We start from the raw sequence: 12,081 nt of genomic DNA on the forward strand, positions 1-12,081 counted from the left end.
TCGGTATACTGGCGCGATGACCGAATCGACCGTGCAAGCCACGCCCGTGCCGCTGCGTTCGCGCGCGATGCGGTCCCTGGGCGAGTTCTTCCGGCTGGAAGCCGCCGGCGGCATCATGCTGATCGGCGCGGCGGTGATCGCCTTGATTTTCGCCAATTCGCCGCTGAAGGACGCCTACGACGCCTTCCGTGACATGCCGGTGCAGGTCCGGGTCGGCGCACTGGACATCGCCAAGCCGGCGCTGCTGTGGATCAACGATGGCCTGATGGCCATCTTCTTCCTGCTTGTGGCGCTGGAAATCAAGCGCGAGACGCTCAGCGGCCAGTTGGCCGGGCGCGACCAGCTGGTGCTGCCCTTGGTGTGCGCCAGCGCGGGCGTAGCCGTGCCGGCCCTGTTGTTTACCGCGCTCAACCACGGCGATGCGCAGGCCATGCGCGGTTGGGCGGTGCCCACGGCCACGGACATCGCCTTCGCACTGGGCGCGCTGGCCTTGCTGGGCTCCCGCGTGCCGGTCGGAATGAAGCTGCTGCTGTCCACCATCGCGGTGGTCGATGACCTGATTGCCATCCTCATCATCGCGTTTTTTTACTCGCACGGGCTGTCGCTGACCGCGCTGGCCTGGGCCGGTGCCGCGCTGGCAGGCATGTGGCTGCTCAACCGTCGCGGCGTCACCCGGTTGGCCCCGTACCTGCTGCTGGGCGTGGTGTTGTGGGTGTGCGTGCTCAAGTCCGGCGTGCACGCCACGCTGGCGGGCGTGGCCACCGGCCTGATGATCCCGCACGTCAACAAGCACAACGACATCCCGGACGAAGTCGAGCATTCCCCGCTGGAACACCTGGAGCATGCGCTGCACCCGTGGGTGGCCTACGTCATCCTGCCGGTGTTCGCATTCGCCAACGCCGGCCTTTACCTGGGCGACATCAGCCTGGCCGATGCCAAGGCCGCGCTGCCGCTGGGCGTGGTGCTGGGGCTGGTGCTGGGCAAGCCGATCGGCATCGTGGGCGCCGCAGTGCTGATGCGCGCCATTGGCTGGGCACGGTTTCCGGCGGGCATGGACCTGCGCGCAATGCTGGGCCTGGGCCTGATGTGCGGCATCGGCTTCACCATGAGTCTGTTCATTGCCTCGCTCGCGTACCGCGACCCCCTGCTGTATGAGGAAGCGGTGCTCGGCATCCTGGGTGCGTCGGTGATTGCCGCCGTCCTGGGCATCCTGTGGCTGCGGGCGGTGCTGCCGCCCAAGACGCCGCAGGCCTGACCCGTGCGGCACGCGCTGCTGTTCGGCGGTTCCGGCCAGATCGGCCGACCGCTGCTGGCGGGGCTGTCGCGCGCCGGCTGGCGCGTCACCGCGCTGTCGCGTCACCCGCAAACGGATCGACCCGGGCTGGCGTGGCTGCAGGGCGATTTCGACCGGATGCCCGCGCTGCCGGAGCGCGTGGACACCATCTTCAGTTGCGGGCCGCTGGATGCCTTCGCGCGCTGGTATGCGTTGGCGCCGGTGCAGGCCGAGCGCGTCATCGCCTTTGGTTCGACCAGCGTGGAGACCAAGCAGGGCTCGGCCGATGCGCGCGAGCGCGACGTGGCCCGGCGCCTGCGCGAGGGTGAAGCCAGCGTATTCGACACCGCGCATCAACGCGCCGCCGCGGCCACGCTGCTGCGCCCCACACTGGTCTACGGTGCCGGCCGCGATGCGACGCTGACCCGCATCGCGACGCTGGCCAGACGCTGGGGTCGCTTCCCCTTGCCACGCAACGCCCACGGGCGGCGTCAGCCCGTGCACGTGGACGATCTTGCGCAGGCGGCATTGGATTGCGAAGGCGCCACGGCTGCGCACGGCCGCGCCTATGCGCTGCCCGGCGGCGAGACGCTGGCTTACCGCGAGATGGTCGCCCGGGTGCTGGCCACGCTGCAGCCGCGCCCGCGTCTGGTCGAACTGCCTTCGCCCCTGTTTACCGCGGCGCTGTTCGCCGCCCACCTCACCGGCCGTGGCACCGGCCTGGGAGAAGCCGCGGTGCGCCGCATGCGCAGTGACCTGGTGTTCGACTCGGCGCCGGCAGCACGCGATTTCGGCTATGCGCCGCGCGCCTTCCAGCCCACGGCGGGCATGTTCGAGCCGCGAGTGGGCGTCGAGGGCGCCTGAGCGCGGGCGCATCCGCCCTCCGCAATGCCCTCATATTCGTCCCTTGAGCCGGTGCAAACGTCGGTGTACGTGCTGGCGCCACCGCCAGGACCTCGCCCCGGCCGCGTTGGTGGCTAGCGGGCCTCGCGTGCGCCGGCCAGCCGCGCTTTCGCCAGCGTGCGCAGCGCGATCACGAGCACGCCACCCAACACCATCGCGCCGCCGATGAACAACCGCGGCCCGGGACGATCACCCCAGAAGGCGATGCCGAGCCCCACGGCCAGCACCGGCACCAGCAACAGCCAGGGTGTCACCTGCGCCACGGGGTGCCGCTGCACCAGCACGTAGTACAGGCCGTGGCCCACCAGCGACGACAGGAATGCGGCATACAGCGCCCCGGCCCACGCCACCCAGCTCGCCTCGGGCAGGCGCGCGATGGCGCCCGGTTCCAGCACGACACTCGCCGCCAGCAACGGCAGTACGCTGATCAGCGCGGTCCAGCCCTGCTGACTGTAGACGTCCAGGCCGCGCAGGCCCTTCATCAGCACCGTGCCCAGCGCCAGGAAGAACGCCGAGACCACCATCATCAGCAGCGCCATCGGGTGGTCCAGCACCATCGGGTCCAAGCCCAGCACCAACACCCCGGCGAAGCTGATCCCGATGGCGAGTCCGGTGCGCCACGCGAAGCGCTCGCCCAGCATCAGCCACGCAAGCAGCGCGGTCATCGGCACGTAGCTCTGCAGCACGATGGCCGGTGAGGACAGGTCGCCGGCGAGCTTGAGCGCGGTGAAGCTGGTGGCGAAGTGCAACACCCCGATCAGCAGGCAGACCGCGACCAGGCGCGGCCATTGCCCCTTGGCCGGGCGCTTCAGGAAGAACAGCAGCGGCAGCCCCAGCAAGGCGAACCGCAACGCCGTGAACAGCACGGGCGGAATCTCGCGCAGTGCCAGCGCCGAGGTCAGGAAGTTGCCTGCCCAGGTCACGCAGACCAGCAGGATCAGGACAAGGTCGCGGGGAGGCATCGACGGTCCGTCGGAATCGGCAGGCTATTGTGCGCCCGTGCGGCCCCGCCGACGCATACAACGTCGGGCGACTGTGTGGCCCAGCGGGGCCTCAATACGACCAGCCCAGCCGCAGGTACAGTTTGGCCAGCACCCACGCCGGTCCGATCAGCAGGTAGGTCAGGTCGGTGAGGAAGCTGGGCTTGCGGCCTTCGATCTTGTGACCCACGAACTGGCCGATCCACGCCACCACGAACACGCCGATGGCCAGCCACAGCAGCGTCCGCACGCCGTAGGCGTCGTGCAACCAGCGCGTCAGCAGCCCCATCAGCACGAACACCGCCACCATGCCCAGTCCCAGCCTGCGCGTGTGGCGGTAATAGAACAGCGCCGCCGCCACCATCGCCGCCCCCGCCCAGACGCCAGGCCTGAACCAGGTGCCCGGCGCGGGAATGCACCACAGCAGGGCAATCACGCTCCACAGGATGGCCGGCACGCAGACCACGTGGATCAGCTGGTTGGTCGGATTGCGGTGGTCGCCGGAATAGCTGGCGAACCAGCGGTCGATCGGTCGTTCGCTCGTGCTCATGCCTGTCCCCTGGGCCGGTTCGCGGAGTATCGGGGCGGGCGCGGACAAAGTCATGCGGCGGATGCACGCGCCACGCCAGGGACAGGAGGTGCTACGCGCGGCCGGGGCCCAGTCTTTTTGACTACACCGTGTGCCGGGTCGCGGCCATCCGGCCGCGTCGTCGCCAAACGCAAAAGGCGCCCCTTGCGGAGCGCCTTTGCAGCCATCGCCTGGCCGTGGCGATCAGTCGACGCTGATGCCGGCCAGCTTCTGCAGCGCCTCGGCGTACTTCGCGCGGGTGCGCTCGATCACCTCGGCCGGCAGCGTCGGGCCGGGCGGAGTCTTGTCCCAGTCCAGCGTTTCCAGGTAGTCGCGCACGAACTGCTTGTCATAGCTCGGCGGGCTGGTGCCGACTTCGTACTCGTCGGCCGGCCAGTAGCGTGAGGAGTCCGGCGTGAGCACTTCGTCCATCACGTACAGGCGGCCATCGGCGTCGGTGCCGAACTCGAACTTGGTGTCGGCCAGCAGGATGCCGCGCTCGGCCGCGTAGTCGCGCGCGAACGAGTACAGCCGCAGCGTGGCGTCGCGCACCTGCTCGGCCAAGTCCGGCCCGACCAGCTTCACCGCGGTATCGAAGTCGATGTTCTCGTCGTGGTCGCCCACGGCGGCCTTGGTCGACGGGGTGAAGATCGGGTCGGCCAGCTTCTGCGCCTGGCGCAGGCCGTCGGGCAGGGTGATGCCGCTGATGCGGCCGGTGCGCTGGTAGTCCTTCCAGCCGCTGCCGATGATGTAGCCGCGCGCGATGCACTCCACCGGCACCGGCTTCAGCCGCTTGGTCACCACCGCGCGTTTGGCGTACAGCGCCGGGTCAACGCCGGCCGGCAGCACCGATGCCACGTCGATCCCGGTCAGGTGGTTGGGGATGATGTGCGCGGTCTTGGCGAACCAGAAATTGCTGATCTGGCACAGCATCTCGCCCTTGCCCGGGATCGGGTCGGGCAGCACCACGTCGAACGCACTGAGGCGGTCGGTGGCGACCATCAGCAGGTAGTCGCCCGGCGGCGTACCGGGCGGCAGGCGGTCGGCGGGAATGTCGAAGACGTCGCGGACCTTGCCGCGATGGCGGAGCGGCAAGCCAGGCAGATCGGACTGAAGCAGGGTCGTGGACAACGTGAAGCCCCCAACAAGGTGTGCACGGACCCCCGTCGCGGCACGCCTGGCATCGTCGCCGATCACCGGTGGGGATCCGCCGGGAAGGGCCTCGACCCGCGCGCGGGCGCGACCGGGCCGGCCAGTGTACGACGGTCCGGGTCGCCATTGCAGGTAAAATGCGTGACGGCCCGCCCGGGCCGGCCCGAGGCCCCTCCGCATGACCGCAAGGATCCCCGCATGAAGCGCTGGTACGGCAAGCTGCTCGGTTTCTTCGCTGGCGCCGCCCTGATGCGCGGCAACCCGCCGCTGGGCGCGCTGATCGGCCTGCTGATCGGCCATGCTTTCGACAGCGACTGGTTCAAGCTGCGCCGCGACAACCCCTACGCCGCGCTTGGACTGACCTCCGATGCCAGCGATGCGGAAGTGGACCAGGCCTACCGGCGGCTGATCTCGCAGTACCACCCCGACCGCATGGCCGGCGCCGCGCCCGAGCTGAGGCAGCAGGCCGAGGTGAAGGCGCGCGAGATCAACGCTGCCTATGACCGCATCAAGACGCTGCGCAAGCGCTGAGCGCCGGCGCAGCGGCTCCGTCCCCGGACGCCGATTCCACCCCTGACACGCGACGACGCCTCCTAGCCGCCGTCACCCCGCGACCCCGCCGCGACCAACCCACGAGCCGCCCATGCAACCCACCGTCATCGCCCCGTCCATCCTCTCGGCCAACTTCGCCAAGCTCGGCGAGGAGGTCGACAACGTGCTCAAGGCCGGTGCCGACTGGGTGCACTTCGACGTGATGGACAACCATTACGTGCCGAACCTGACCATCGGCCCGATGGTGTGCGAGGCCCTGCGCAAGCACGGCGTCACCGCGCCGATCGACGTGCACCTGATGGTCGAGCCGGTCGACAGCCTGGTGCCGGAATTCGCCAAGGCCGGCGCGACGATGATCACCTTCCACCCGGAAGCCAGCCGCCACGCCCATCGCACCATCCAGCTGATCAAGTCGCACGGCTGCCAGGCCGGCCTGGTGCTGAACCCGGCGACGCCGCTGGAAGTGCTCGATTGGGCGCTGGGCGAGTTGGACATGGTGCTGCTGATGTCGGTCAATCCCGGCTTCGGCGGGCAGGCCTTCATCCCCACGACCCTGGACAAGCTGCGCCGCGTGCGCGAGATGATCGACCGCGTCGGCCGTCCGATCCGCCTGGAGATCGACGGCGGCGTGAAGGCCGACAACATCGCCGAGATTGCGGCCGCCGGCGCGGACACCTTCGTCGCCGGTTCGGCCATCTTCAATGCCCCCGACTACGCCGACGTGATCAGCCGGATGAAGGCCGCGGTGGCCGGCGCCCGCGCCTGACAGGGCGGCCGGCGCCCGGGCGCCCGAACGGGCGGCGGGTTGCGGGCGTGTGTGCGTGCGCGCTGAACGCCCGCTCGCGGCAACAGAAAAAGGCCGATGCCCTCGCGGGCATCGGCCTTTGTTGTTCTGGAGGCAATCCAGCCCCCGCCCGTCGTCCCTGCTATGGCCTTCCATGCTCAGGGGCAACGGTGACAGGGGGATGACAATCCCGGGCTTTCACGGCGATTTCGCGGGGGCTCGCTAGCCTTCGCGCATGCCGGAAAACCCGCCCACGCCCTCGCTGCACTGGTTGCTCGTCCTCAACGGCAAGTCCGCCGGGGACGAGGCGTTGCGGGCGGCCGTGCAGGCGCTGCGGGCCGATGGCGTGCAGGTCGACGTCCGTGTCACTTGGGAGGCCGGCGATGCGCAGCGCTACGTGGACGAAGGCCTGGGCGCGGGCGTCACCACGGTCATCGCCTGCGGCGGGGACGGCACCCTCAGCGAAGTCGCCGCGGCCCTGGCGCACCACGACGCGGACGCAGCCGGCCTGCCCAGCGTGGGCCTGGTGCCGCTGGGCACGGCCAACGACTTCGCCACCGCGGCAACGCTGCCAATGGAGCCAGCGGCCGCGTTGGCGCTGGTGCGCGAGTCCGTTGCGGTGCCCGTGGACCTGCTGCGCGTCGAGGCCGCGGGCGGCGACGTGCACTGGTGCGCCAACCTCGCCAGCGGCGGTTTTGGCACCGAGGTCACCGTGGAAACCGACGAAGGCCTGAAGAAGATGCTCGGGGGGCTCGCGTACCTGGTCACCGGCGTGGCCAAGCTCGGCCGGATCGAACCGGTGCAGGCCCGGATCGAAGCCGCGGACTTCCACTGGGAAGGCGGCTTCATCGCACTGGGGCTGGGCAACGGGCGGCAGGCCGGCGGCGGCCAGCAGCTCTGCCCGGACGCCCTCATCGACGATGGCTTGCTGGACCTGACCGTGGTGCCCGAACTGTCCGGCGAAGTCGCGGCGACGGTGGGTACGTGGGTGGCCGAGGGCCGGCAGGCGGCGCTGGAGCGCGTGGCCGTCCGCCACCGATGCCGGCAGGTGCGCATCACCGCGCCCGCGCCCCTGGTCCTGAACCTGGACGGTGAGCCGTGCGAGTCCGACGGCTTCGACATCGCCTGCATCGCGTCCCGGCTGCGCATGCACCTGCCGGCCGGCTGCCCGCTCTTGGGGGTGCCGGGCTCGCCGGAGCCGGTTGCCGAACCGGAGGCCCCCAACCCGGACCTGGGCGGAGCGTTGCTGGCATGAGGCCGCCCGTTGCCTCGGCAACCATCGCGGACCCGGTGCCAAACCGCTAAAGTAAACGCATGACATACCGGACGGATCCTCATTCCCTGCTGGCCAACGTGGGTTGGCGATGGTGGCCCCGTGCTGCCGTCGACGTTGCCCCGTTGTCCACTGAGGAACCCCCGCGTCATGTCCCCCGCATCGCTGCAGCCACAGGCCACTGAGAGCCATACCCACGTCCCCGTCGTGCGCGAGGTGCTGTCCGACCTCGATACGCCGCTGTCGGTGTACCTGAAGCTCGCGGACGGCCCCCACACCTACCTGTTCGAGTCGGTCGAGGGCGGCGAGCGCTTCGGCCGTTACTCCATCATCGGCCTGCCCGCCAAGCGCGTGTACGCCTTCGCCGGCCACACCCTGTTCGTGACCGAAGACGGCGAGCTGGTCGAAAGCCGCTCGGTCGACGACCCGTTCGCCGAGGTCGAGCGCCTGCGCGCGGCCTACTCGGTGCCCACGGTGCCGGGGCTGCCGGGATTCACCGGCGGACTGGTCGGCTGGTTCGGCTTCGAGTGCATCCAGTACATCGAGCCGCGCCTGGCGGCGGCGCGCAATGGCGAACCGCTGCCCGACGAACTGGGCACGCCCGACATCCTGCTGATGCAGAGCGAGGAAGTCGCGGTGTTCGACAACCTCAAGGGGCGCCTGTACCTCATCGTTCACGCCGAGGCGAACAACCCGCGCGCGTTGGCCCGGGCCAACCGCCGCCTCGATGAACTGGTGCACCGCCTGCGCCAGGGCGGTCCCGGCTACCCGCAGTCACTCGAAGGGCAGGCGCTGGACGAAGCCGATTTCGTCAGCGGCTTCACCCGCGAAGGCTTCATCGACGCGGTGGAGAAGTCCAAGGAATACATCCGTGCCGGCGACATCTTCCAGGTCGTTTTGAGCCAGCGCCTGAGCGTGCCGTTCAAGGCGCGCCCCGTCGACGTGTACCGCGCGCTCCGCGCGCTCAACCCGTCGCCGTACATGTACTTCCTCGACGTGGGCGACACCCAGGTGGTCGGCTCCTCGCCGGAGATCCTGGTGCGCCTGCAGCACGACGCGCAGGGTCGTGGCGAGGTGACCGTGCGCCCCATCGCCGGCACCCGCCCGCGCGGCGCCACGCCCGAGGAGGACGACGCGCTGGAGGCCGAGTTGCTCGCCGACCCCAAGGAGCGCGCCGAGCACCTGATGCTGATCGACCTCGGCCGCAACGACGTCGGCCGCGTCAGCAAGCCCGGCACCGTGCAGGTGGGCGAGCAGTTCGTGATCGAGCGCTACAGCCACGTCATGCACATCGTCAGCGAAGTCACCGGTGAGTTGCGCGATGGCCTGAGCTACGCCGACGTGCTGCGCGCCACCTTCCCCGCGGGCACCGTCAGCGGCGCCCCGAAGATCCGCGCACTGGAAGTGATCCGCGAGCTGGAACCCACGCGCCGCAACGTCTACGCCGGCAGCATCGGTTACCTGGGCTGGAGCGAGCCGGGGCGCAACGGCGATGCCGACACCGCCATCGCCATCCGCACCGCCGTGATCCAGGACGGCCGGCTGTACGTGCAGGCCGGCGCCGGCATCGTCTACGACTCCGACCCGCAGAAGGAGTGGGAGGAGACCATGAACAAGGGCCGCGCGCTGTTCCGCGCCGTGGCCGAAGCGGCGAAGGGACTGTGAGGCGCGCACCATGCTGTTGATGATCGATAACAGACATTGGTATCCTGATGTTTCCGCAGCCGCCCGGCGACGCACGAAAATTTAGCCAGAATGCTATGTCACCGTCCGTTTTGCTCCATAGGCGTCCGGAGGCAGCCGTCTAAGAAGTGGGTATAGTTGAGGGTATCGATACCCTCTTTTGGTGTGCAAGTGGCAGTGCGATTGACTGACGCCGCGATTCGGAGTGCTAGGCCTAAGCCCAAGCCGTACAAGCTTGCGGACGGCAACGGCCTGTTCCTCATGGTTAGCCCGACCGGGGCAAAGTTGTGGCGCTACCGCTATCGGATCGGTGGCTCGGAAAACCTGTTCGCTATCGGCGCCTACCCGGAAGTCAGCCTTCAACTTGCGCGCGAGCAGCGCGAAGCGGCGCGACGCCTAGTCAAAGAAGGCATTCATCCGGCCAAGCACCGAAAGGCCGCACGGCTCGTGTCCGCCGCCGAGGCGGCCAATACGTTCGAAGCCGTAGCAAAGGAATGGATCGCCCAGAATCGGACTCATTGGTCCGCCTACTACTGTCGTCAAGTGGAGACAGTTCTGACGAACGATGTGTTCCCGCAGGTCGGGGGGCTGCCCATGCGGTCGGTCACCGCTGCCCACCTCCTCGCGATTCTCAAGGCCATCGAAGCTCGTGAGGCGCCTTCTATCGCGTTACTTGCACGTCAATGGGTGTCCGCGATCTTTCGTTATGCTGTTGCAACGCTACGAGCGGACGTCGATCCAGCGGCTGCGCTGCGAGGGGCTGTCCGGAAGCCTAAGACCCGGCACAAGCGACCACTGAGCCGTAATGAGCTCGCGCTGTTTGTGGAACGAGTCAACGCGACGGAAAGCGGCACGCTGGTAAGGACAGCCTTGCAGCTCCTGCTGCTAACGTTTGTCCGTCCTGGCGAGCTTCGGTCCGCACGCTGGAGCGAGTTCGACTTGGACTCAGCCGAATGGAGAATTCCAGCGGAGCGCATGAAGATGAGGGAGGCTCACACGGTTCCTTTGTCCTGGCAGTCCGTCAAGCTTTTGCAGGACCTCCGTCCCTTCTCAGGGTGTCGCGCCCAGTTGTTTCCGAATCTCCGGGATCCGCAGCGAGACATGTCGCCCACAACTCTGAACCGAGCCTTGGAGCGCATGGGCTATAAGGGAGACTTCTCGGCGCATGGCTTCCGCGCGACTGCCTCGACGATTCTTAACGAGCTTGGATACCGGCCAGACGTAATCGAGCGTCAGCTAGCGCATCGAGAGCGCAATCGCGTCCGTGCCAGCTACAACCAAGCCTCGTACATGCCTGAGCGGAAGAAGATGATGCAGGACTGGGCTGATTATCTAGATGCGGCCATAGGCGGCTACAGGGTAACTCCGATCCGCTCTGCCGCTCAGTAGCTCCGCCGAACACCGGGGTGCGCCCATCGGGGTCGCAAACGCATCCCCGGGTCGGCGCCCGGCAGGTGCATGGCCGAGCCCATTCCGCATGGTGCACAGTAGGGAGCACGGTGCGGGCCCTGCTTACTGGAGGGTGTGCTGTCGGCGCGCGGAAGAGCGGTCCTCCGCAGGAGGGCACTTAGTTGGCACCTGTCCACAGGGGTCCAACGAGGGCCAAGAAGGAGTCGATTGGTCTCTTCGGACCGAACTTCTGGTGCGCGGACCCAACTTTCCTGCTCTGTCACAGGCTCGGCGAGTTCCCCGTGGGCCGCAAAAAGGTTTTTTGGGGCAAAAGCATAGTTTGCAGACTTCCCAGCCTTCAAAGTTCGCCTCGCACCATAGGAGGCGCACTTGTGAACACTGTTCCTTCAGAAGTCCTTAGGGCCTGGAGTCCCCGCCAGGTCCAGCAAATTGTCGGCTTCGGTCGATCCACGCTGTACGAAACCCTGCGGCCGGGCTCTCGACGCTACGACCCGACGTTTCCGCGACCCTATAAGGCTGGATCGTCGACGTACTTCCTCTCCGATCAGGTCGAGGCCTGGCTCAAGAGTCGCATTCCGGCTGGGGGAGGTGATCGCTAACGCTTTCAGCGTCGCACCAACTTTTTTCTGCGCGGAGGAGGTAATTGCCTCGAATCGTCGGGGCTTCTCGAGAAAGATGCGCCGGAAAGCTCGCCTACGAGCGGTCAGCGCATTAAGGATCTTTTGTTATTGCTTTTAATGGTTGCTCGTACTGAATCGGGAGAGCCAGTCAGAGCAATTCTTCAAACAGTAGAAGATGTTCAAATTATGCGGAGCGACAACACCAAAGTAAACCGCTCCACGGAGCGAAACATCAACCGTTCCATAGACCAGTCTATCTTGCGGATGGACGGTCTGACGCACATCGGTGCGGAGTACACGTGTCGCACGGACATCCGTGCGATCGATGATCTAGTGTTGGAACTGACCAAAACTCGGGAACAGCTATTCGCTCATGCATCATGGCTCTGTCGGAGGCGTCGGCGAGTGATCATCACTCCTCTCGGGGAGCGATTCCTTCGCGGCATGAATGCAGACTTCCCAATGATCAATACACTGTTTCCAAACAGTCGCCTGAGCCCAAACGCCGAGCCTTTCGAGCGGCATCTCAAGGAGTCAGGTCTGCAAGGTGAGCACTTCGACATCTACTCGGTAGATGCGTTCAACCAGCTTGTGGAGAGTATTCGGCGTGAAGCAAGGAAAAGTCGATATATCAAGGACTTGGCGAACTATCGGAGAGCATCCAAAAAGAACCACGAGAGCTTACGCTCATACCTCTGCCAGTTGAGATGCGCCTATTCCAAGCTGCTCGTGATCCGGCTCGATCTGCATTACGCGCGGCCTTTGACGGCCGTCCCGCAGATGACAGTGACCTGCCCCCGCTGTTAGGGCCACGAGCTACTTCGTAGAGTCCAAGGTTGCGAGCTTATCGCTCGATGGGTGGGTTGCAAGGGTGCCGCTCTCT

9 protein-coding genes and 1 pseudogene are annotated in these 12,081 nt (G+C 67.0%); 7 read left to right on the forward strand and 3 right to left on the reverse strand.

What is annotated here, in order from left to right; genetic code table 11:
* Window positions 1-16: 16 nt before the first annotated feature.
* Together nhaA and ACYVBS_RS14040 are read left to right on the forward strand one after the other, a co-directional pair.
* Window positions 17-1,255 carry a Na+/H+ antiporter NhaA gene (nhaA, locus tag ACYVBS_RS14035; protein WP_460824364.1) on the forward strand — a complete coding sequence of 413 codons (1,239 nt, stop codon included), beginning with the start codon at window positions 17-19 and terminating at the stop codon, window positions 1,253-1,255.
* 3 nt (window positions 1,256-1,258) lie between these two features.
* Window positions 1,259-2,137 carry an NAD-dependent epimerase/dehydratase family protein gene (locus tag ACYVBS_RS14040; protein WP_460824365.1) on the forward strand — a complete coding sequence of 293 codons (879 nt, stop codon included), beginning with the start codon at window positions 1,259-1,261 and terminating at the stop codon, window positions 2,135-2,137.
* A gap of 113 nt (window positions 2,138-2,250) precedes the next feature.
* Here the strand turns inward: ACYVBS_RS14040 and ACYVBS_RS14045 are convergent, their stop codons facing one another.
* From ACYVBS_RS14045 to ACYVBS_RS14055, 3 genes are all read right to left on the reverse strand, one after another.
* Window positions 2,251-3,138: a DMT family transporter gene (locus ACYVBS_RS14045; protein ID WP_460824367.1), complete on the reverse strand. Its 888-nt coding sequence runs from the start codon at window positions 3,136-3,138 to the stop codon at window positions 2,251-2,253.
* A 91-nt stretch (window positions 3,139-3,229) separates the two neighbouring features.
* Window positions 3,230-3,706 carry an Mpo1 family 2-hydroxy fatty acid dioxygenase gene (locus tag ACYVBS_RS14050; RefSeq protein WP_460824368.1) on the reverse strand — a complete coding sequence of 159 codons (477 nt, stop codon included), beginning with the start codon at window positions 3,704-3,706 and terminating at the stop codon, window positions 3,230-3,232.
* A gap of 222 nt (window positions 3,707-3,928) precedes the next feature.
* Window positions 3,929-4,855, reverse strand: coding sequence for a phosphoribosylaminoimidazolesuccinocarboxamide synthase (locus ACYVBS_RS14055; protein WP_460824369.1), 927 nt, complete (start codon window positions 4,853-4,855; stop codon window positions 3,929-3,931).
* A 219-nt stretch (window positions 4,856-5,074) separates the two neighbouring features.
* Here ACYVBS_RS14055 and ACYVBS_RS14060 point away from each other — a divergent pair, with 219 nt between their 5' ends.
* From ACYVBS_RS14060 to ACYVBS_RS14080, 5 genes and pseudogenes are all read left to right on the forward strand, one after another.
* On the forward strand, window positions 5,075-5,407 hold the full coding sequence (locus tag ACYVBS_RS14060) for a J domain-containing protein (RefSeq protein ID WP_460824371.1): 333 nt from the start codon (window positions 5,075-5,077) through the stop codon (window positions 5,405-5,407).
* 112 nt (window positions 5,408-5,519) lie between these two features.
* Window positions 5,520-6,194 carry a ribulose-phosphate 3-epimerase gene (rpe, locus tag ACYVBS_RS14065; protein WP_460824373.1) on the forward strand — a complete coding sequence of 225 codons (675 nt, stop codon included), beginning with the start codon at window positions 5,520-5,522 and terminating at the stop codon, window positions 6,192-6,194.
* A 253-nt stretch (window positions 6,195-6,447) separates the two neighbouring features.
* Window positions 6,448-7,392: pseudogene (yegS, locus tag ACYVBS_RS14070) on the forward strand (lipid kinase YegS); the annotation flags it as partial.
* 243 nt (window positions 7,393-7,635) lie between these two features.
* On the forward strand, window positions 7,636-9,150 hold the full coding sequence (gene trpE / locus ACYVBS_RS14075) for an anthranilate synthase component I (RefSeq protein ID WP_460824374.1): 1,515 nt from the start codon (window positions 7,636-7,638) through the stop codon (window positions 9,148-9,150).
* A 201-nt stretch (window positions 9,151-9,351) separates the two neighbouring features.
* Window positions 9,352-10,557 carry a tyrosine-type recombinase/integrase gene (locus tag ACYVBS_RS14080; protein WP_460824375.1) on the forward strand — a complete coding sequence of 402 codons (1,206 nt, stop codon included), beginning with the start codon at window positions 9,352-9,354 and terminating at the stop codon, window positions 10,555-10,557.
* Window positions 10,558-12,081: the final 1,524 nt, after the last annotated feature.

The sequence above is a fragment of the Lysobacter olei genome, from assembly GCF_054777355.1.